Below are 19,911 nucleotides of genomic sequence, written 5' to 3'. Positions count from 1 at the left end.
TGTTCGGGGTGATGTTCTTCGTGGCGGCCGCGGCGGTGCTCGCGGTGACGGTGGTGCTGGTCGACAACTCCATGCGCTACGGCCTGGATCTGGCCTTCCCGAGCACCTACAGCGTGGATCCGGGGCTGTCCAAGGAACTCCAGCGGTACCTGGCGCAGCAGCAGGCGGGCGAACCGGCGACCAAGCGGATCATGCTGGACTCGATGCGGGACAACCTGCTGTTCAAGGGCGGGCTGGCGGTGATCGCCGTCGGAGTGGTGGCCACCACGGCGGGGTGGCTGGTGGCCGGGCGGCTGGTCCGTCCGCTCAGCATGATCAGTTCGACCGCGGAGCGGATCGCCGGACGGACCCTGCACCGACGGATCGACCTGGACGCGCCGCCGGGCGAGGTGAAGTCCCTGGCCGACTCCTTCGACAGCATGCTCGACCGCCTCGACCAGGCCTTCGCCGGGCAGTCACGGTTCATCGCCAACGCGGCGCACGAGCTGAAGACCCCGATCGCGGTCAACCGGACCCTGGTGGAGGTCGCGATGAGCCGCCCCGACGCCCCGTCGGAGATCCGGCAGCTCGGTGAGAACCTGCTCGCCGTCAGCGCCCGCCACGAGCGGCTGATCGACGCCCTGCTGACGCTGGCCCGGGCCGAGGACTCCCTCACCGAGCTGGTACCACTTGATCTCGCGGAGCTCGCCGAGTCGGTGCTGGACTCGGCCGCCGAGGGCGCCGCCCGCCGCGGGGTGACCCTCGACGACCGGGTCGAGCCCGCGCTGGTGACCGGTGATCCGGTGCTGCTGGAGCAGGTGGTGCGCAATCTGGTCGACAACGCGGTCCGGTACAACGTCCGGGGCGGCTCGGTGACCGTGCGCACCGCGATGGGGCGCACCGACGCGGAGATCGTGGTCGGCAACACGGGTCCGGTGATCTCGCCGCACGAGGTCCCGGTGCTGTTCGCCCCGTTCCGGCGGCTGACCGACCGGGTGGGCTCGGCGCGCGGCAGCGGCCTGGGTCTGTCCATCGTGCGGGCGGTGGCGCAGGCCCACGGCGGGGAGGCGACGGCGCTGCCGCGCCGGGGCGGTGGGCTGACGGTCCGGGTGCTGCTGCCGCTGGACGGGCCGGGTGCCGCGCGGGGCCGCTGAACGGACCCGGGCGGCCCGGGCACGCCGGGAAGGCCGGGCACGCCGGAAGGGTCAGGCGATCCGGTAGCCGGTGCCGGTGATGGTCTCGATCAGCGGCGGTTCGGCGAGCTTGCGGCGCAGGCTGCGGATGGTCACCCGGACGATGGTGGTGAACGGGTCGATGTTCTCGTCCCAGACCCGCTCCAGCAGTTCCTCGGCGGAGACCGGGGCGCCCTGCGCGCGCAGCAGTTCCTCCAGCACGGCGAACTCCTTGCGGGAGAGCGCGAGCGGCCGCCCGTCGCGGCCGGCCGAGCGGTGGTGCGGGTCGAGCCGGAGGCCCGCCCGTTCCAGCACCGGCGGGGTGGCGGGCCGGGAGCGGCGGCCGAGCGCCCGGATCCGGGCGGTCAGTTCGGCGAAGGCGAACGGCTTGGACAGGTAGTCGTCGGCGCCCAGGTTCAGCCCGGCCACCCGCTCGGCCAGCGTGGTGGAGACGGTGAGCATCAGCACCCGGACCTCGGCGCCCGCCGCCACCGTCCGGCGGCACACCTCGTCGCCGTGCAGTCCGGGCAGGTCCCGGTCGAGGACCATCACGTCGTAGCTGTTGACGGCCAGCCGCTCCATCGCCGCCTCGCCGTCGTGCACCAGGTCCACCGCGAACGCCTCCTGGCGCAGCCCCTCGGCGATGGCCTGGGCCAGCATCTCCTCGTCCTCGACCACCAGTACGCGCATCGGGCCCCCGCTCTCGTTCCTGTCCCTCGACCGGACGGACGTACCGGGCACCCGGAACGGTTGCGCGCGCAGCGACACGGGCCCGGACCGGCACCAGCACCAGCACCAGCACCCGGGCGGGCGGGGGCCCGGACCGGGGGCGGCTCAGACCGGCGGGGCGTCCCCGGCCTGCGCCCGGACGCCGGTCAGACCGCCGCCCGGGATGTCGAGCAGCAGCTGCTCGAGCACCTGCGCCTGCACCTCGGCGCCCTCGTAGGAGAGGAACCGCAGGCTCTCGTCGCCGCGCAGGTACCCCTCGCGGTCGGCCCAGCGGGCGAACGGGGCGTCAGCGGGCTGCAGGACCAGGTTCCACCGGGTGACCTGCCGGGACGGCAGCTCCTCCGGGCGGAGGGCGGACTGGTCCGGTCCGGTGGTACGGGGGTCGGTGGCGTCGGCCGCCGCGCGTGCGCGCGCGAAGGCACGTTCGAAGTTCTCCTCGCCGGGCTGCTCGCTCATCGTCCCAGCCTGCCCCGCCGGGCCGCCGCGGCGGGGCAGCACGGCCGCAAGGTCCGCCGTTCGGAGCACCCGGCGGCCGGGCCCCGCCGGCCCGCCGGCTCAGTGCCCGCCGGGGACTGCGGTCAGCACGAAGACGGGGATCTGCCGGTCGGTGTTGGTCTGGTACTCGGCGTAGTCGGGGTAGGCCGCGACGGCGCGCTCCCACCACAGGTCCCGCTCGGCGCCGGACACCTCACGGGCCGCCATGTCCTGGCGCACCGGCCCGTCCTGGAGCTCGACCCGCGGGTCCGCCACCAGGTTGTGGTACCAGACCGGGTGCTCGGGTGCGCCGCCCTTGGAGGCCACCACCGCGTACTGCCCGTCGTGCTCGACCCGCATCAGCGGGGTCTTGCGCAGCCGGCCGCTCTTGGCGCCGCGGGAGGTGAGCAGGATGACCGGCATGCCCCGCATCGTGGTGCCCTGGACCCCGCCCGAGCTCTCGTACAGCGCGACCTGGTCGCGTACCCACTGCTCGGGGCTCGGCTGGTACTCACCCTCAAGAGGCATGGTCATCCCGTTCCGTCGGAGGTCGTCGGCGGCCGGCTGCCGCCGCCCGCCCGACCACGCTTACCACTCGCGGCCGCCACCGTCACCCACCGCACCGGCCGCGGCGGCGCGCCGTAGGCTGATCGGATGTCTCTGCTCAGCCTGCACGACCGCGCCGCCCTGTCCGAGCGCTTCCGCCGCGACCCGGCGCTGCACCTGTTCGAACTCGGCGACCTCGACGACCTGCTCTGGCCGCACACCTCCTGGTACACGCTGGGCGACGGCGGTCCCGTCGCGCTGCTGTACACGGTCGGCGAGATCCCGACCCTGCTCGGCTTCGCCGACCCGGCGGACCCGGCGGCGGCCGACCCGGCGGACCCGGCCGGCGCGGGCTCGTTGGACGCGCTGGTACGGGCGATGCTCCCGGTCCTCCCCCGTCGGTTCTTCGCGCACCTGTCCGGCGCCGCGGACCGGTGCCTCGCACCGCACTACCGGCCGGAGCACCGGCAGACCCTGCTCAGGATGGTCCGCTCCGACCCCGCGCGCACCGAGCGGCACCCGGACGGCCCGTGGCGGCCCGAGCCGCTGGACCGCGGCGACCTGGCGGACCTGCTGGCGCTGTTCGAGGCGGGCTACCCGGGCAACTGGTTCGACGAGCGGATGCTGGACACCGGCCAGTACGTCGGTGCCCGCCTCGACGGCCGGCTGGTCGCCGTCGCGGGTGTCCACGTGTACGCGCCGGACCAGGGGGTGGCGGCGATCGGCAACGTCACCACGCATCCCGCGGTCCGCGGCCGCGGGGCGGCCGGCGCGTGCGTGGCCGCGCTCTGCCGGCGCCTGGCCCGGAGCGTCGACACCATCGGGCTGAACGTCCGGGCGGACAACACCAGCGCCGTCGAGCTGTACGGCCGGCTCGGCTTCACCGTCGTCACCGAGTTCACCGAGTCCGTCTTCACCGCCGCGGACCCGGCCACCGCGGCCCCCGACGGGCCCGCCCACTCCTCGGCGCAGCGCTAGCCGGGGCCCGGCGCCCGTGGGCCCGGCGTCCGTGGCCGGCCCGGGATGCGGACGGGCGGCGTACCCGGCGGGCCGTTGGCCCGACCCGGTACGCCGCCCGTGGTGCGGTGGTGATGTGCTCCGGCGGTGCTGTGCTGCGGTGGTGCTGCGCTGCAGCAGTCCTGCGCTGCGGCCGTCAGGCGGCGAGGACGCCGGTGCCGAGCAGGCCGAAGAGCAGGACGCCGATGATGATCCGGTACACCACGAAGGCGTTGAAGGAGTGCTTGGCGACGTACTTCAGCAGCCAGGCGATCGAGGCGTAGGCCACCACAAAGGAGACGGCGGTGCCGACCAGCAGCGGCGCCGGGTCCACGCCGGCGCCGAGCGCGTCCTTGAGCTCGTAGATGCCGGCGCCGGTGAGGGCCGGGATGCCGAGGAAGAAGGACAGGCGGGTGGCCGCGACCCGGTCGAGGTCGAGGATCAGGCCGGCGGACATGGTGGCGCCGGAGCGGGAGAAGCCGGGGAAGAGGAGCGCGAGGATCTGGGCGGCGCCGACGATCATGGTGTCCTTGAGGCCCGTGTCGTCCTCACCGCGCTTGTGCCGGCCCATCTGGTCCGCGGCCCACATCACGGCGCTGCCGACGATCAGCGAGCCGGCGACCACCCACAGCGACGCCAGCGGGCCCTCGATCAGCGGCTTCGCGGCGAGACCGACGACGACGATCGGGATCGTGGCGTAGATCACCCACCAGGCGAACTTGTAGTCGTGGTGGTAGCGCTCCTCCTTGTTCGCCAGACCGCGGCCCCAGGCGGAGACGATCCGGACGATGTCCTTGAAGAAGTAGAGCAGCACCGCGGCGATGGCCCCCACCTGGATCACGGCCGTGAACCCGACGACGGACTTGTCGTCGACCTGGATCCCCATCAGCCCTTCGGTGATCTTCAGATGGCCGGTGGAGGAGATCGGGAGGAACTCTGTCACTCCTTCCACGACTCCGAGGATGACGGCCTGCCCGATGCTGATGGCGCTCACGTGGACCTTCCCGGTTCTGCTCTGCGGACGGGCCCGCCCGCATACGACTACGCGAATGTAGGCGGCGGCGCATCGCGGAGTCCACTCGCCCCCTCCCCGGGCAGGTCCGGCCCGGTCCGCGGGCTACTGCTCGCGCAGGCCCCAGGGGCTGCCGTACGCGGTGAGCAGGTCGAGGAAGGGCCGGGGCGGGAAGGCCTCGGGGCCGAGGACACCGGCGCCGCTCCAGGCGCCGGTGGCGAGCAGCTCGAGGGCGACGACGGGGTTGATCGCGGTCTGCCAGACCACGGCCTGGGAGCCGTACTCGCCCATCGACCACTGGTTGTCGACCACGTGGTAGAGGTACACCTCGCGCGGCCGGCCGTCCTTGCTGCCCTTGACCCAGGTGCCGGCGCAGGTCTTGCCGGTCATCCGGTCGCCGAGGGTGGCCGGGTCCGGCAGGGCGGCCGCGACCACGTCGCGCGGGGAGACCCGGGCGGGCCCGCGGTCGGTCGGGACGGTGAGCGGGGTGGTGCTGTCGAGGCCGAGCGCGTGCAGGGTCTTGAGCTTGCCGATGAAGTCGTCGCCGAGGCCGTACTTGAAGGTGACCCGCTTGGCGCCGACCCAGCGCGGCACCAGCAGCACCTCCTCGTGCTCCACGTTGACGCACTCGACCGGGCCGATGCCCTCGGGGAAGTCGAACACCTCGGGCTCGCTGAACGGCTCGGTGGTGTACCAGCCGCGGCCCTCCTCGTAGACGACCGGCGGGTTCAGGCACTCCTCGATGGTGGTCCAGATGTTGAAGGAGGGCGCGAAGTCGTAGCCCTCGACGGACAGGTCGGCGCCGTCGCGGATGCCGATCTCCTCGATCTCGTCGAACAGCTCGTCGGCCGCGTACCGGGCGAAGACGTCCGAGAGGCCGGGCTCGACGCCCATCCCGACCAGCGCCAGCCGGCCCGCCTTCTCCCAGTCCGCGGCGCGCTCGAACTGCGCGTCGCCCAGCTTGACGCCGCACAGCTCGTACGGGCGCTCGGGGTGCGGCCGGGACAGTGACATCGCCATGTCGAGGTAGTGCGTGCCGGCCGCCAGGGCGGCCTGGAAGAGCGGCAGCACGAACCGCGGGTCGGTGGCGTTCAGCAGCACGTCGCAGCGCTGCTCGGCGAGCAGGGCGGCGACCGCGGCCTCATCGGAGGCGTCGACCCGGTGGGCGCTGAACCTGGTCCCCGCCTCCCCCAGCGCGGCGACCGCGGCCTCGGCCCGGGACAGGTCGTAGTCGGCCACCGCCAGGTGGTCGAAGAACGGGCGGCGGGCGGCGATCCGGGTGACGGCGGTACCGACACCGCCGGCGCCCACGAGCAGGATGCGCATGAGGGGACCTCTCTCTCGCAGGGTAGGGAGCCTCCAGGGCTCCGAGCTCCTGGGATGTGATGAAACTCCTGGCCCTCCGGTAGGGTCAATGGCGTTGGCATAAGGGCCGCCGGCGTCACCGCCGAGGGTCCTTGCGGCCGGAGCGGAGGAGCGGACGATGCCCAAGCAGGTGGTCCCGGAGTCCGCCCGACGGCGGCGGCGGCCGACCAAGCAGGGCGCGGTCCTCTCCGAGCAGGTGATCGTCGAGACGGCCCTGCGGATGCTGCGCGAGCACGGCGGCGAGGGGCTGACCGCGCGGCGTCTCGGCCTGGCGCTGGGCGCCGACCCGAGCACCCTGTACCGGTACTTCCGGGGGATGGACGAGCTCACCCTGGCCATCGGGGACGAGCTGATCGGCCGCGCCCTGGACGGCTGGGCCCCGACCGGCGACTGGCGCGCCGACCTGCGCGGCCTGGGACTGCGGATCCACCGCGCCTACCTGGCCCATCCGCAGGCCGCCGTCCTCACCGCGAGCCGGGTCAGCGGCCGGGCCCGGGAGATCGTCGCCGACGAGACGGTCCTCGGCATCCTGCGCACCGCGGGCTTCACCGACCCGGCCGCCGTCCGGATCTACCACGCGTTCATCGACCAGAGCCTCGCCTTCGCCGCCCTGGACGCGGCCTCGCTCGCGCTGCCGGCCGCGGCCCGCGCCGCCGACGAGGAGATGTGGGCCTCCACCTACGCCCGGCTCCCCGCCCGGACGCACCCTCACATCGCCGCCACCGCCGACCTGTTGGCCGCCCGGATGAACGACAGCGCGTACCCGCTCGCGCTGGAGATGCTGCTCGACAGCGCGGCCCTGCAGCGGGCCCGCCAGGACGCCGGCCCGCCGTCCGCACGGCCGGGTCAGGCAGGCGGGGCGGTGTAGTCGACCCGGCGTTCCTGGTGGGTGACGGTGAAGCCGGCGCGCCGGCAGTCCTCCAGCACGGCGGCGCCCTGCCCGGTCCAGAAGTAGCTGGTGCCCGCCGCGACGGTCCGGACACCGACGCCGCCGGTGCCGAGCCGTCCCCGGCACGGGAAGACCTCCGCCACCTCGGCCGCGGACCAGTCGAGCGGCCCGGTGCCGAACCGCTGCCAGAGCGCGCCGACCAGCCTGATCCGCAGCCGAACCCTGCCCTCACCGACCGTCAGTTCGGCCAGCGGCCAGGTGGCGTTGAGCCTCGCCGCGCGCAGCCGCCCGATCGGCGCCGGAATGTTCGCCCCACCCGTCCATCGCATGGGTGCATCATGCACCCGGGCCGGACCCGCGCCGCAGGCGGGTGCCGAGGTGCCGAAGCGCCGGGCCCGCCGCGCTCGTCAGCCGACGATCCCGAGCGGGTCCGGGACCTCGTCCAGCAGGAGCGCGCCGTTCGAGCGCACGCTGTTGACGGCCGTCGACACGGCCTTGACCGTCATGTCCCCGTCGGCCGGGAGGTGCAGCAGGTGCTGGAGTTCGGCGCGGTCGGAGACCTCCGGGTCGAGCCAGTGGCCGGCGTCCTGCGGTGCGACGACGACCGGCATCCGGTCGTGCACCAGGCCGGCGCTGTCGGTGGCGTCGCGGGTGAGGATGCACGCGGTGGTCAGCCAGGCCGCGGGGTCGTCCTCGGGCAGGTTCCGGTCCCGCCAGAACTCGTACAGGCCGGCCATCAGCATGGTCGTGCCGGTGGTGAGGTAGTACGGCTGCTTGAACGCCTTCCGGCCGTTCTCCGCCGGGACCTGGCGCCACTCGAAGTAGCCGTCCGCGGGGATCACGCACCGCCTCGACACGAACGCCTTGCGGAACGACGGCTTCTGGTCCGCCGTCTCCGACCTCGCGTTGATCAGCCGCGCGCCGCCGGACGCGTCCTTCGCCCAGGACGGGACCAGGCCCCAGCGCAGCGGGCGGAGCTGCCGCACCAGCTCGCCGGTGGCCCGGTCGAGGCGTTCCATGACCGCCGGGACCGGATCGGTGGGGGCCACGTTCCAGCTCGGCGCCAGGGTCTCGTCGGGGTCCCAGCGCAGTTCGCCCAGGAGGCCGACGAGATCGACGGGGGCAACGGTGGAGACGAAGCGGCCGCACATGCCCCCACCCTCCCACGCCGGCCCGCCGCCCGGGGCAGGCCACGACAGATCGTGTGACGCTGCGCGTGACCGCGCCGGGGGCAGCGGCGGTCCGGCGGCCTCAGCGGGGCGCCGGGCCCCAGGTGTGGGCGACGTCGACGACGAGGCGGCCGTCGAGCTGGAAGACCCGGAACGGCAGACGGGCGCGGACGCCGACGCCGATCTGGGTCCGGCCCTCGAAGCTGGACGCGAAGCGGGTGTCGGTGAAGGTCCGGTACCCGGCCAGGTCGACGCCGGGCAGCGGCTGTCCGGGGTGCGCGGGGTAGCTGGTGCGGCCGGTGGCGGGGTCGAAGGCGGGGGCCTCGACCACGATCTCCAGAATCGCCCCGCCGCGGACCGGGACCGGCTTGCCGGACGCGTCCTGGACCAGGGTGTCGACGTAGTGCACGTGGTAGCCGGCCGGCCGGGTGGCCGAGGTGCCGGGGATGTCGAGCACCAGCCGGTCGTAGCAGGGGTGGGCGCCGGTCCGCACGTTCACCAGCGGCCGGGTGCCGGACGCCGTGGCGTCCTTGGGCAGGCTGCCCCAGCCGGTCGGGCACTGCGGTGTGCCGACCGCCGCCGGGGGCGGTGCGGCCGCAGCCGTGACGGGTGCGACCGCCGCACCGGCCCCGGCGAGAGCGAGCACCATCGGGATCACCGTCCAACGTCTCATGACCACCGTCTCCTCCGCATATGACCCGCATCGGACCCCCGTAAACAGGGACGAAACCCTCCCATCGGTGGTTGCCTCGCAAGTCGCCGGATATCGGCGGCGCCCGGCGGACGGCAGGCGGGCAGCGGGCGGTTCGGCATGTCTTCGACAAGATGACAACTCGTCAGTAACATGGCGCCGACGGCAGGCCCGACGCGGAGTCCTGCCGCCTACTGATCTCGGGCGGTCGTGTCCTCGTCCGCCGCTCCGAAGGGGACTCTTTGAACAGCTCCACACGTACGTTCGGCCTGCCCGCGCTCGCCGCGGCGGTGCTGATCGGCGCCTGCTCCTGCGCGGCACCGGCCACTCCCCCGTCCTCCCCGCAGGCGCCCGGCGGCGACGCCGCCGCCCTCGCACCCGCCACCTCCGCCGCCCGCGCCGCGGCGGACTCCCTGGTGGTGACGGCGGCCCAGCCCGGCGCGCAGCAGGTGGCGATAGGCAAGCCGGGGGCGGGCGCGCCCGAGGTGGCGCCCGCCGCGGCGGACCTCCGGCTCGCCTCCTACGACCCCGGCACCGGCCGGGCCGTGCTCAGCGGTACGGCCGCGACCCCCGCGCCCACCACCGCGGCCCCCGCCCCCACGGGCACCCCCGCGCCGAAGAGCGCCCCGCCCGCAGCCCCGCCGGCCGCATCGCAGAGCGCCTCCGCGCAGGCCTCGCCGGTGCCGTCGGCCACGGCCTCGCTCGGCCAGGTCCAGGTGGGCCGGCTGATCGCCAGCCCGCCGACCCCGGCCGCGCCCAAGGGTGCGCTGCTCGCCGTCACCGAGGTGCACCCGAGCGCCACCCCGGGGACGGTCGAGGTCGCCACCCGCCCGGCGACCCTGCCCGAACTGCTCGGCGGCGCCGAGGCCGACGGCCAGGTCGCCGTGGACCCGCACGCGATCACCGTCACCCCGCTGGTCAAGGACTTCAAGCTCTCCTTCGGCCAGGACGGCAACGGTGCCAAGGCGGACGCCTCCGGCACCCTCGGGCTGGACCTGAACGCACCGCTGCCGCTGCCCGCCGGTGCGAGCGCGGCCGCGTCGGCCTCGCTGCGGCTGCACCCGGCCGTGCACTTCGCCTACCACGGTGCCAAGGCGGGTGAGCCCAGGACCGCCTCGATCGGCTTCGACCTCGGTGCCCAGGGCCAGTGGAAGCTGAGCGGCGAGCTCGCCAAGGGGACCGGGACGCCCGTGCGGATCCCGGTCGCCGAGCTGCACGCCAACCCGGTGCTCACCGTCGCCGGGCTGCCGGTCGTGGTCAACCTCGGGCTGACCTGCTTCCTGGAGGTCGGCGCCGACGGCAAGGTGACCGTCGACGCCGAGCAGGAGTTCACCGGCGCCTGGAGCGTGCACGCCGACTACGCGGGCGGCAAGGGCTGGAAGCCGGTCACCGACGCGGCCGACACCAAGGTCTCCGCGGTGCGGGCGCACTTCGCCGGCCAGGCCTCGGTCCGCGCCGGTCTCGGCGCCGACGTGTCCGTGGGCCTGTACGACGCGGTGGGCGTCGAGGCGACCGTGGAGCCGTACCTGCGCAGCGAGGTGAACGGCTCGGTCGCGCTGTAGAGCGGCGGCGCCGCGCCGAAGGTGCAGGGCAGCTGGGCGCTGTACGGCGGCGTCGACCTGACCGGTGCGCTGCTGGCCCACCTGACGATCTTCGGTACCCCGGTGGCGGAGAAGCGGCTGCCGCTGCCGGTCTTCCACCGCGAGTGGCCGCTGACGTCCGGCGGCACCTCTGCCGCGCCGACCGCGCCGGTGGTGCCCTCGGCACCCGCCGCCCGCTGACGCCGACGTGGCCCCCGCCGGCCGTTCGCGGCGGGCGGGGGCCACGGGCTCGTCCGGCCGGGTGGGGCCTTCGGGCCGTCGGACCGGCCACGCCGGGGGTGAATGCTCCGGCCCGGTGCGGGCGTCGACGTACGCTGGGCCCCGGCGGGCGGGCCGGCACCGGTGCCGACGGCCACCGACGACGCCGACCACGCTTGGAGGAGCCGTGGACACCACCGCACTCGAGACCACCCGCCGTTCGCTGCACGCGGTCGCCGAACTGCTGCTGGCCGGACCGCAGTACCGGCAGAGCGGCACCATCCGGCTGCGGGTGCACGCGGACGGTTTCGCCACCGTCGCCGCGCCCGAGCTCCTGGTCCAGGGCACCCATCTGGTGGCGGGCGGGCGGCGGCTGCCGCTGGACGGCACCACCTGCGCGGCGCTCGCCGCGGAGCTCGGCCTCGAGGGCGGCGGGCCGGCCGGGCTGTACCAGGACGGCTCGGGTGCCGCGATGACCGAGGAGCTGTCCGTCGACCCCACCGCGGCCGCGCGCCTGGTCGGCGCCTTCGCCTCGGGCGACGCGGCGCTGCGCCGCTTCGCGCCCGGCCAGCAGCCGGTGCTGTGGCCGGAACACTTCGACCTCGGCATCTCGGTCGACTCGGTGAACTACGGGGTGTCTCCGGGGGACGGCTTCTCGCCCGAGCCCTACGCGTACGTCGGCCCGTGGACCCGGCGCGCCGGCGGGTTCTGGAACGCCCCGTTCGGCGCCACCCGTCCGATCCGCCGGCCGGACGACGCCGCGGAGGTCCTGGCCTTCTTCACCGAGGGCCGGGACCGCGCTGCGGCGGACCCGGTCTCGGCGGACGACGAGGGCTGAGCGCCGGCGCGGCCATCCCGGCCGGGGGCGGCTACCCCGGCGGCCGGGCCCGCTTCAGCAGCTCGGTGAGCAGCGGGCGGACCTCCGGCGGGATGTGCGGTTCCGTCAGCTGGACCAGCTGGTCGCCGGCCGGCCGGTGGACGGTGAGGCGGTAGCCCGGGAGCGCGGTGCCGGGGCGGCCGGCCGCCGCCGGGGTGGTGGCGGCCAGGTGCTCGAGGGCGGTCAGCCCGTCCAGCACCTCGGCCGCCTGTGCCGACGGCAGGGCGTCGGTGTCGAGCGTGGCGGACGCCCGCAGGCCGGTGAAGCCGCCGCTGCGTTCCATCGACACCCGCACCACGTCGCACCTCCCGTACTCCCGCCCGGCGGACGACGTCCGCCGGGCCGGTCGGTCACCAGAAGCCCTGCTGCCGGGCGCAGGCGCGGACCACCTGGGCGGCCTCGGCGGGCACCTGCTTGCTCTCGGCCAGGATCCGCGCCTGGGCGGCGGCCACCACGGCGGCGTCGGTGAAGACGGCGGTCGGCCAGAGGTTCTGCAGGGTCTGGTACATGATCAGGGTGCCCGCCTCGATGCCGATCTCCTTGCAGATCAGGTAGTACCACCGGTTGGTGATCCCGGACATCAGGTGCGGGTCGGCGGGTTCGAAGTAGCCGCTCATGTCCCGGGGCTGCGGGTCGCGGCCCATGATCTGGTTGTCGAAGGCCGAGCCGGGCTCGGACATCGAGCGCAGCGCCTCGCCGGCCAGGTCGTCGGCCATGATCTCGTCGCCGATCAGCCAGTTGTGGGTGTCGGCGTCGCGGTGGTGGACGAAGGCGTCGATGGCGGAGCCCATCATGTCGCTGAACGACTCGTTGAGCGCGCCGGTCTGGTCGTTGGTGTAGTTGAGGCCCGCGGTGAACTGGGTGACCCCGTGGGTCAGCTCGTGCGCCGCGACGTCGAGGTCGCCGGTCAGGTCCTTGAAGATCTCGTTGTCGCCGTTGCCGAACACCATGACCTGCGCGTCCGGGTCCCAGAAGGCGTTGTCGAACTTCTCGCCGAAGTTGACGTTGGCGACCAGGTTGAGGCCGGCGTTGTCGATCGAGTTCCGGCCCAGCTGCTGCTTGTAGTACTCGCGGACGGCGCCCAGGCTGTCGTACGCCTGGTCGGCGTTCTGCCCGGCCACGGCGGGGTCGCCCTCGCCGCGTAGCAGCTTGATGTTGTAGCTGGACTGCGTCTCGTCGTCGTAGATGAGCCGGCCGGCGGTCGCGGTCGGCGGGACGGTGAGCCCCTTGAGGCCGACGGCGGCCTGCGCGGCCAGCAGCGGAGCGGTCCCCGGGACGTCGGGGGTCTGGTTGCGGCGGGCGCGGCGGAACTGCGCGGACAGGACCGTCGAGCGTTGGGCGGCGGACGGTTCCAGGCTCTCGCGGCCCTGGACCCGGGCGATGTGGTCGAGCACGTGCGGCGGCACGAACGAGTGGTAGCGGTGCGTCATGGCGGATTCCTCGGTCTGGCACTCACCGTGGTTCGGGCGCGGTCGTGCGCGTCGGGCGCCCGGCCGCTCGTGGTTGAGTCCCCCGGCTCATTTCTCACCCCTCGCGCGGCACATTCTTCTCCTCGTCCTCCGGGCTTCCAAGGGGCAGAAGGACACCGGCGGCGGGGTAGAACTGCCCGGGTGCCCGGGTGCCCGGGTGCCCGGGTGCCCGGGTGCCCGCCGTCCGTCGGCGCCGTTCCGCCGTGCGCCCGTGACCTGGACGCCTGTCGGCGGTTATCCAGGTCGGCACGCCCCTGACGTACGGAGGCCCTGATGCGTACCGCGATCCGATTCGCCGCCACCGGCACCCTGCTCGCCTTTCTCGCGCTGGCCGCCGCGCCCGCGGCCCAGGCGCGGGGCACGGTGCTGCGGGACCACCACGAGCCGATCCCGGTCGGTGCGATCACCGATCTCGGCGATCTGCTGAAGGTGGGGAACCTCGGGTACGACTTCGCCCGTCTGCTGGGCAGCTGACGGCGCGTCGGCCGGTCCCGGGCCCCGACCGCCCTGGCATGTCCGCGGCCGGAAACTGTGCTGGTCAGAGGGGTTCTCAGCGGGTCGCCACGGGTCTAGCATCCCGGTCACGGCAGTCCCACCACCCCCCGAGAGACGGGCTGCCGAGCAGGTCGGCCGTGCGCGGCCGACGCCTCCCCAGGCCGGGGTCCCGTCCGCCCGGGACCCCGGCCCAGGGTGTGCCCGCGCCCGCCGGGTGCGGCGCCGCGCGGGTCAGACCGCGGGCGTACCGGGTGCGGCGGGCGCGCCGGATCCGATGAGCCGCCAGCGGCGGTCCGCGGTGTCGCCGCACGGGACGAGGGCGATCCGGGCGCCGTCGCGGCCGGTGCGGGTGGTCTCGGCGCCCAGGCACAGGCCGGCGGCGTCGTTGACGATCCACCGGGTGCCGTCCGGGCGCGGGACCAGGCGGTAGAGCTGGTTGTCGGCCGCGATGTTGTCGCAGTAGGACTCGCCGACCCGGGTGCCGGCCTCGACCGCGGCGGTGCCCGGCGCGTCGAGGCAGAGGTTGTCCTTGACGTTGCGGAGGGTGAAGAGTCCGTCGCCCTGGTGGTCCCACCAGTAGAGCTGGTTGTCGGCGGCGGTGCCGTCGCAGGTGAACAGGTTGACGACGCCGCCGGGCCGGCCGGCGCCCTGGCCGGGGAGGTTGACGCACCAGCCGGTGGCGGCGTTGCGGATCAGGAACGGGCCGTACGCGGTGACCCCGGTCCGGGCGGTGGACTCGATCCGTAGCGGCGCCCGGCCGCCGGGTCCGGGCGGCGCACCCGGCGGGCCGTCGGCCGCTGCCTGGGCGGGGATGACGCCGAGCGCGCCGAGGGACAGGACGATCGCGGTGAGGACGGAGCCCAGGGCCCCGCTCCGGAACGACTTTGTCATGGACGCGACGATAGTCCGCCCGCGCCCGCCCGGCAGCCGAACGGGCCACTCCGCCCGCAACCGGCCCCGCCGCGCGCCCACCGACCGTGCCCGCCCCGCCACACACGGCCACCCTGACCCCACCGGTTCCACGGACCACAGGGCCTTACGGCTGAACACCGGCCGACCGAGGTCGTACACCGGCTCCGACGGGGTAGCCGTGACCCGGACGACCCTTCGGAGGCCCGAATGAGCAGTACGCCCGAGTCCACCCCCTTGCTGCGCGACCTCGTCCGGACCAAACCGGTCGAGCAGTCGATCGCCGACACCCAGGAGCCCGAGCACGCGCTGCGCCGTTCCCTCTCCGCGCTGGACCTCACGGTCTTCGGGGTCGGCGTGATCATCGGCACCGGCATCTTCGTCCTCACCGGCACCGCCGCCAAGAACCACGCCGGACCGGCGGTCGCCCTGTCGTTCGCCGCGGCCGGCATCGTCTGCGGGCTGGCGGCGCTGTGCTACGCCGAACTCGCCTCCACCGTCCCGGTGGCCGGCTCGGCGTACATCTTCGCGTACTCGACCATCGGCGAGCTGCCGGCCTGGATCATCGGCTGGGACCTGATCCTGGAGCTGGCGCTCGGCGCGGCGGTGGTCGCGGTCGGCTGGTCGGGCTACGTGCAGTCGCTGCTGGAGAGCGGCGGGGTCACCCTGCCGCACGCCATCTCCGGCTCCGCCACCGGCGGCTGGAGCTTCAACCTGCTGGCCACCGCGCTGGTCCTGCTGCTCACCGGGGTGATCGTGCTCGGGATGAAGATCTCGGCCGAGGTGACCCGGGTGATCGTCGCGATCAAGGTGACCGTGGTGCTGGTGGTGATCGTGGCCGGCCTGTTCTTCATCAAGAGCGACAACTACTCGCCGTTCATCCCGCCCGCGCAGACCGTCGAGGGTAAGTCCGGCGGGCAGTCGCCGATGGTGCAGGCGCTGTTCGGCTACACGCCGACCGACTTCGGCGTGATGGGCATCTTCACCGCCGCCGCCGTGGTGTTCTTCGCCTTCATCGGCTTCGACGTGGTGGCGACCGCCGCCGAGGAGACCCGCAACCCGCAGCGCGACGTGCCCCGCGGCATCCTCGGGTCGCTGCTGATCTGCACCGTGCTGTACATGGCGGTGTCGCTGGTGGTGACGGGGATGCAGAAGTACACCGAGCTCTCCAGCGACGCGCCGCTGTCGGACGCGTTCAAGGCGGTCGGCCAGCACGCCTTCGCCGACATCATCAACGTCGGCGCGGTGGCCGGTCTCACCTCGGTGACGATGATCCTGCTGCTCGGGCAGAGCCGGGTGTTCTTCGCGATGAGCCGCGACGGCCTGCTGCCGCGCACCTTCTCCACCGTGCACCCGCGCTTCGGGACCCCGGCGAAGGCGGTCCTGATGCTCGGTCTGGTGGTCGCCGTGCTGGCCGGTCTGATCCCGCTGGAGGAGCTGTCCGAGCTGGTCAACATCGGCACGCTGTTCGCCTTCATCGTGGTCTCGATCGGCGTGATCGTGCTCCGCCGCACCCGCCCCGACCTGCACCGCTCCTTCCGCTGCCCGGGAGTGCCGGTGGTGCCGGTGCTCTCGGTGCTGGCCAGCCTGTGGCTGATGCTCAACCTGCCGGTCGACACCTGGCTGCGGTTCGTGATCTGGATGGTGATCGGGATGGTGGTGTTCTTCCTCTACGGGCGCGGCCACAGCCGGCTCGGCCTGGCGGCCCGCTCGCAGGCGCCGACCGGGCCCGACGGCCCCCGGTAGTCCCCGGTCGTCGCGGGTCGCCGGTCGTCGCCGGCAGTCCCCGGTCGCCGCCGGCAGTCCCGTCGACGGGCGGCGCCCGCCCGGTGCGTGCTGCCGCACCGGACGGGCGCCGCCGCGGACCGGTCCGCCGGCCCGCCGGTCCGCCCGTCAGAGGCGGTGCCGCTCCAGCAGCAGCCCGGCGCGGTCCAGCTCGCCGAACGGCAGCGCCGGGCGGGCCGGCGCGGTGGTCCGGGCGTCCGTCCCCGCGACGCCCGCCCAGCGCAGCAGCGCGGCGGTGGCGGCCGCGGACTGGTCGGCGCTCAGCGCGGCGATCTTCGCGCCGTGGTTGGCGCCCGGCGCGGTGTAGACGTACGAGTCCTCGCTGCCCCGGCCGAGGGTGAACCGCTCGGCGCCCCACGGGTCGTTCTGGCCGTAGACGAAGAGGATCCGCTCGGCGGAGTGCCGCACCCAGCCGTCGATGTCCCGCATGGCCGACGGGTCGAACCGCATCGGGATCGACCGCGGCACGTAGGTGCGGGGCGAGTACAGCTCCTTGGTGCTGTAGTGCAGCAGCCCCTTGAGGTGCGAGACGTCGAAGTTCGGGGAGCCCAGCTGGGTGCCCGCCTGGTAGTAGTACGGGGTGTAGGCGGCCAGCGACTGGTCGCTGTTGGAGTCGATCCCCGAGTGGGTGTCCAGCCAGCCGTACAGCTGGTCGTCGGTGGCGGTCACCGGCGGGACCGCGGCGCAGTCCGCCTCGGTGCTGTACTGCCAGAACCCCCAGACCACGTCCAGCACACCCAGCTCGTAGCCCCGGTCGGCGCTGCCGACGGTGGTGAAGGTGTTGCCCGCGGCGGCGTTGTCCGCGGCGTAGCGGGGCTCCAGCGTGCCGCGGCGGACCAGCAGTTCCCGCTGGGCGGCGTCGAGGGCGGAGCGGCACTGCGCGGTGCCGACGTGGTCGAAGAAGCGGCTGTACGCGGAGTCCTCGCGGTCGTCCACGTCGTTCGGGGCGACGTACGCCACGGTGCCCGCCACGTCGTCCGGGTAGAACCGGCGGTGGTAGACCGAGGACATGCCGCCCTTGCTGGCGCCGGTGGAGATCCACTTCTGGCCGTACAGCGGCTTCAGCGCCGTGATGATGGCGTGCGTGTCGGCGGCCGCCTGCTCGATGCCCGCCTTCGACCAGTCGGCGGGCTCGGGGCGGGAGGGCGTGAAGTAGCGGTACTCGATGGAGACCTGGTTGCCGTCCACCAGCCGGGTGGGCTCGGTGCGCGACGGCGTGGTCCCGAGCGTGTAGCCGTTGGTGTAGAGCACGGTCGGGCGGTCCTCGCCCCGGTGCAGCACGCTCAGCCGCTGCTGGAAGGTGCCCAGCCAGGGCCGCCGGTGGTCCACCGGCTGGGTGTAGGTGAGCAGGAAGTACCGGTAGCCGGGGGCGGGCTTCTCCTCGGTGACGGTCATCCCGGGGATCGCCGCCAGGCGGTCGCGGATGTCGGCGTCGGCCGGCGCCTGGGCCAGCGCGGGTACGGCGAGCCCGAGAGCCAGCAGCGGTATCAGGAGGGCGGCGGTGAGCAGTCTTCTGAGCGTGGTGCGCATCGACTCTCCGTAACGTGAACGGCGATGGACGGTGGTGGGGATCGGCCCGGAGGCCGGCCGGGACCGCCCCAAAGCTGTCGCGGACATGACCAACTGTCAAGGGTGCACCCCGCCGCGCGGGCCGCCACGCCACCCGAAGACCGGCGGGGACCACCCCTCTCCCCTTACCGTGGCACGTATGAGTGATCGTCAGACTGCCGGGACGCGCTTCGGCCGGGCCGACTACCTCGGCGCCGCCGGCGCCTTCGCCGTCTGCATGGCCGGAACGACGCTCCCCACCCCGCTGTACGGCCTCTACCAGGAGGAACTCGGGTTCTCCGAACTCACCGTCACACTCGTCTTCGCCGTCTACGCCTTCGGGGTGATCGGCGTCCTGCTGCTGGCCGGGAACGCCTCCGACACCGTCGGCCGCCGCCCGGTCCTGCTCGCCGGACTCGGCTTCGCCGCGCTCAGCGCCCTGTGCTTCCTGCTGGAGGGCGGACTGCCGCTGCTCTACCTCGGACGGCTGATGTCCGGACTGTCGGCCGGCCTGTTCACCGGCGCCGCCACCGCGTACGTGATGGAGCTGGCACCCCCGGGACGGACCGCCAGGGCCGCGTTCGCCGCCACCGCCGCCAACATGGGCGGCCTGGGCTGCGGCCCGCTGCTCGCGGGGCTGCTCGCGCAGTACGCGCCCGAGCCGCTCACCACCCCGTTCCTGGTGCACCTGGCGCTGGTGGCCGTCTCGTTCACGGTGATCTGGTTCCTGCCCGAGACGGTCCGCGACCGCCGGCCCGCCCGGGCCGCCCGCCCCCGGCGGCCGAGCCTGCCGCCCGAGGTCCGCAAGGTCTTCGCGCCGGCCGGGACCGCCGCCTTCGTCGGCTTCGCCCTGCTCGGCGTGTTCACCTCGGTCACCCCCGCCTTCCTCGCCCAGGACCTGGACGTGCACAACCACGCCGTGGTCGGCGCGATCGTCTTCTCCGCGTTCCTGTTCTCCACCTTCGGCCAACTGCTGGCCGGCCGGCTCGGCGTCACCAAGGCGCTGCCGGCCGGCTGTCTGACCCTGATCGCCGGACTCGCACTGCTGGCGCTCTCGCTGGCCACCGAGACCCTCGCCCCGCTGCTGCTCAGCGCCCTGGTCGGCGGCTTCGGCCAGGGGCTGGCGTTCCGCGGCTCGGTCGCCGCCGTCGCCGGAGCGGCACCCGCCGACCAGCGCGCCGGCGCGATCTCCACCCTCTTCGTGGTCGCCTACACCGGCATCTCGATCCCCGTCATCGGCATCGGCCTGCTCACCGAACCGCTCGGCCTCGCCGACGCCGGCCTGGTCTTCATCGCGGTCATGGCCGTGCTCGCCGCATCCGCCGCCGTCTACCTGCTGCGCAGCCCGGCCGGCACGGGCGCCGGCACCAACGCCGACACCGACACCGCCCGTCGGTGAGCGGGCGGCGCCTGTCCTGGTGCCCACCCGCCAACCGCCGGTAGCCTCCCGGCCATGACCGACGACGCTGCGCTCTGGGACCGGCTCGCCGCACTGCTGCCGGAGGCCGCGGCCCGGCAGGTGCGGGACTGCTGGAGCATCGGGGAACAGGAGGCGGGGCTCAGCCTGCTGGTCTCCGGGATCCTGGCCCACCACGTGCCGATCAGCGAGACGGTCAGGGCCCAGATCTCCGTCCTCGCGGAGACATGGGGCGAGAGGGAGGCCCTGACGCCCCGGATCCTCCGATGCCGCGGGGATGACGCACCATCCCATCTGAAGGTGCTCGAACCCGACGACGGGCCGGACCGCGGGCCCGGCCAGGATCCGGCCGGCCTCGTCCTCATCCCGTGGATCGCCTGCACGGGCTGCGGCCAGGTCCTGACGCGCGCCCATCGCCGAGAAGGCTGGGGACACCTCTCCTACCTCGCCCACCACTACGTGATCACCTCACCGGACCACGCCGTGAACTCCCGCATCTTCCCGGCTGAATCTGCCGGCGCCGCTTTCGCCGCTCTCCTGGACGCCTGCGCGGAAACCACGAACGGCCGCTGACGCGGGAGTCGTCCCAC

Annotated in this window: 22 protein-coding genes; 10 read left to right on the top strand and 12 right to left on the bottom strand. The window is 73.9% G+C overall.

The genetic code is table 11. The annotated features are described in order from the left end of the window. Window positions 1–11: 11 nt before the first annotated feature. Window positions 12–1,133, top strand: a complete 1,122-nt coding sequence (locus AC2TEW_RS03015) for a sensor histidine kinase (protein WP_484622045.1) — start codon at window positions 12–14, stop codon at window positions 1,131–1,133. A 51-nt stretch (window positions 1,134–1,184) separates the two neighbouring features. On the opposite strand, the gene AC2TEW_RS03010 is transcribed toward AC2TEW_RS03015, so the two are convergent. The 3 genes from AC2TEW_RS03010 to AC2TEW_RS03000 form a co-directional block, all read right to left on the bottom strand. Beyond that, entirely contained in the window at window positions 1,185–1,841 is a 657-nt protein-coding gene (locus tag AC2TEW_RS03010) for a response regulator transcription factor (protein WP_484621685.1), read from the bottom strand. A 144-nt stretch (window positions 1,842–1,985) separates the two neighbouring features. Next, window positions 1,986–2,336 carry a hypothetical protein gene (locus tag AC2TEW_RS03005; protein WP_484621684.1) on the bottom strand — a complete coding sequence of 117 codons (351 nt, stop codon included), beginning with the start codon at window positions 2,334–2,336 and terminating at the stop codon, window positions 1,986–1,988. 99 nt (window positions 2,337–2,435) lie between these two features. Beyond that, entirely contained in the window at window positions 2,436–2,882 is a 447-nt protein-coding gene (locus AC2TEW_RS03000) for a nitroreductase family deazaflavin-dependent oxidoreductase (protein ID WP_484622044.1), read from the bottom strand. A gap of 126 nt (window positions 2,883–3,008) precedes the next feature. Between AC2TEW_RS03000 and AC2TEW_RS02995 the strand changes: the two genes are divergently transcribed. Continuing rightward, the gene (locus AC2TEW_RS02995; RefSeq protein ID WP_484621683.1) at window positions 3,009–3,878 is read left to right on the top strand and encodes a GNAT family N-acetyltransferase; all 870 of its coding nucleotides are present in this window, start codon (window positions 3,009–3,011) and stop codon (window positions 3,876–3,878) included. Between the two features lie 175 nt (window positions 3,879–4,053). Here the strand turns inward: AC2TEW_RS02995 and AC2TEW_RS02990 are convergent, their stop codons facing one another. Beyond that, window positions 4,054–4,890, bottom strand: coding sequence for an undecaprenyl-diphosphate phosphatase (locus AC2TEW_RS02990; RefSeq protein ID WP_484621682.1), 837 nt, complete (start codon window positions 4,888–4,890; stop codon window positions 4,054–4,056). Window positions 4,891–5,013: 123 nt separating this feature from the next. Further along, window positions 5,014–6,234: a saccharopine dehydrogenase family protein gene (locus AC2TEW_RS02985; protein WP_484621681.1), complete on the bottom strand. Its 1,221-nt coding sequence runs from the start codon at window positions 6,232–6,234 to the stop codon at window positions 5,014–5,016. A gap of 157 nt (window positions 6,235–6,391) precedes the next feature. Between AC2TEW_RS02985 and AC2TEW_RS02980 the strand changes: the two genes are divergently transcribed. Then, window positions 6,392–7,141: a TetR/AcrR family transcriptional regulator gene (locus AC2TEW_RS02980; protein ID WP_484621680.1), complete on the top strand. Its 750-nt coding sequence runs from the start codon at window positions 6,392–6,394 to the stop codon at window positions 7,139–7,141. Here the strand turns inward: AC2TEW_RS02980 and AC2TEW_RS02975 are convergent. The 3 genes from AC2TEW_RS02975 to AC2TEW_RS02965 all read right to left on the bottom strand — a co-directional run bounded on the left by AC2TEW_RS02975 (window position 7,120) and on the right by AC2TEW_RS02965 (window position 9,004). Then, window positions 7,120–7,491 carry a hypothetical protein gene (locus AC2TEW_RS02975; RefSeq protein WP_484621679.1) on the bottom strand — a complete coding sequence of 124 codons (372 nt, stop codon included), beginning with the start codon at window positions 7,489–7,491 and terminating at the stop codon, window positions 7,120–7,122. The two genes, AC2TEW_RS02980 and AC2TEW_RS02975, sit on opposite strands and share 22 nt — an antisense overlap. Before the next feature lie 78 nt (window positions 7,492–7,569). Beyond that, window positions 7,570–8,313: an SOS response-associated peptidase gene (locus tag AC2TEW_RS02970; RefSeq protein ID WP_484621678.1), complete on the bottom strand. Its 744-nt coding sequence runs from the start codon at window positions 8,311–8,313 to the stop codon at window positions 7,570–7,572. Window positions 8,314–8,413: 100 nt separating this feature from the next. Continuing rightward, window positions 8,414–9,004, bottom strand: coding sequence for an AMIN-like domain-containing (lipo)protein (locus AC2TEW_RS02965; RefSeq protein WP_484621677.1), 591 nt, complete (start codon window positions 9,002–9,004; stop codon window positions 8,414–8,416). A 260-nt stretch (window positions 9,005–9,264) separates the two neighbouring features. Here AC2TEW_RS02965 and AC2TEW_RS02960 point away from each other — a divergent pair, with 260 nt between their 5' ends. The 3 genes from AC2TEW_RS02960 (at window position 9,265) to AC2TEW_RS02950 (ending at window position 11,659) form a co-directional block, all read left to right on the top strand. Continuing rightward, on the top strand, window positions 9,265–10,584 hold the full coding sequence (locus tag AC2TEW_RS02960) for a hypothetical protein (RefSeq protein WP_484621676.1): 1,320 nt from the start codon (window positions 9,265–9,267) through the stop codon (window positions 10,582–10,584). Window positions 10,585–10,605: 21 nt separating this feature from the next. Then, window positions 10,606–10,803 (top strand): hypothetical protein, encoded by a 198-nt coding sequence (locus AC2TEW_RS02955; protein ID WP_484621675.1) that lies wholly within the window; start codon window positions 10,606–10,608, stop codon window positions 10,801–10,803. Window positions 10,804–11,008: 205 nt separating this feature from the next. After that, window positions 11,009–11,659, top strand: coding sequence for a hypothetical protein (locus AC2TEW_RS02950; protein WP_484621674.1), 651 nt, complete (start codon window positions 11,009–11,011; stop codon window positions 11,657–11,659). A gap of 31 nt (window positions 11,660–11,690) precedes the next feature. On the opposite strand, the gene AC2TEW_RS02945 is transcribed toward AC2TEW_RS02950, so the two are convergent. Both AC2TEW_RS02945 and AC2TEW_RS02940 read right to left on the bottom strand, forming a co-directional pair. Then, complete coding sequence (locus AC2TEW_RS02945; protein ID WP_484621673.1) at window positions 11,691–11,981, bottom strand: protealysin inhibitor emfourin; 291 nt, start codon at window positions 11,979–11,981, stop codon at window positions 11,691–11,693. Between the two features lie 67 nt (window positions 11,982–12,048). After that, entirely contained in the window at window positions 12,049–13,128 is a 1,080-nt protein-coding gene (locus AC2TEW_RS02940; protein WP_484621672.1) for a M4 family metallopeptidase, read from the bottom strand. A gap of 312 nt (window positions 13,129–13,440) precedes the next feature. Between AC2TEW_RS02940 and AC2TEW_RS02935 the strand changes: the two genes are divergently transcribed. Continuing rightward, on the top strand, window positions 13,441–13,641 hold the full coding sequence (locus tag AC2TEW_RS02935; protein ID WP_484621671.1) for a hypothetical protein: 201 nt from the start codon (window positions 13,441–13,443) through the stop codon (window positions 13,639–13,641). 252 nt (window positions 13,642–13,893) lie between these two features. Here the strand turns inward: AC2TEW_RS02935 and AC2TEW_RS02930 are convergent, their stop codons facing one another. Then, entirely contained in the window at window positions 13,894–14,553 is a 660-nt protein-coding gene (locus AC2TEW_RS02930; RefSeq protein WP_484621670.1) for an RICIN domain-containing protein, read from the bottom strand. A gap of 228 nt (window positions 14,554–14,781) precedes the next feature. Here AC2TEW_RS02930 and AC2TEW_RS02925 point away from each other — a divergent pair, with 228 nt between their 5' ends. Next, window positions 14,782–16,317, top strand: coding sequence for an amino acid permease (locus AC2TEW_RS02925; protein WP_484621669.1), 1,536 nt, complete (start codon window positions 14,782–14,784; stop codon window positions 16,315–16,317). Window positions 16,318–16,464: 147 nt separating this feature from the next. On the opposite strand, the gene AC2TEW_RS02920 is transcribed toward AC2TEW_RS02925, so the two are convergent. Then, window positions 16,465–17,886 carry a S28 family serine protease gene (locus tag AC2TEW_RS02920; protein ID WP_484621668.1) on the bottom strand — a complete coding sequence of 474 codons (1,422 nt, stop codon included), beginning with the start codon at window positions 17,884–17,886 and terminating at the stop codon, window positions 16,465–16,467. A gap of 178 nt (window positions 17,887–18,064) precedes the next feature. Between AC2TEW_RS02920 and AC2TEW_RS02915 the strand changes: the two genes are divergently transcribed. Then, on the top strand, window positions 18,065–19,303 hold the full coding sequence (locus AC2TEW_RS02915) for an MFS transporter (protein ID WP_484621667.1): 1,239 nt from the start codon (window positions 18,065–18,067) through the stop codon (window positions 19,301–19,303). Between the two features lie 54 nt (window positions 19,304–19,357). Further along, window positions 19,358–19,894, top strand: coding sequence for a hypothetical protein (locus tag AC2TEW_RS02910; protein WP_484621666.1), 537 nt, complete (start codon window positions 19,358–19,360; stop codon window positions 19,892–19,894). Window positions 19,895–19,911: the final 17 nt, after the last annotated feature.

This window comes from Kitasatospora sp. NEAU-CNBT7 (assembly GCF_057220535.1).
This window is presented reverse-complemented; position numbering and strand designations above follow the sequence as displayed.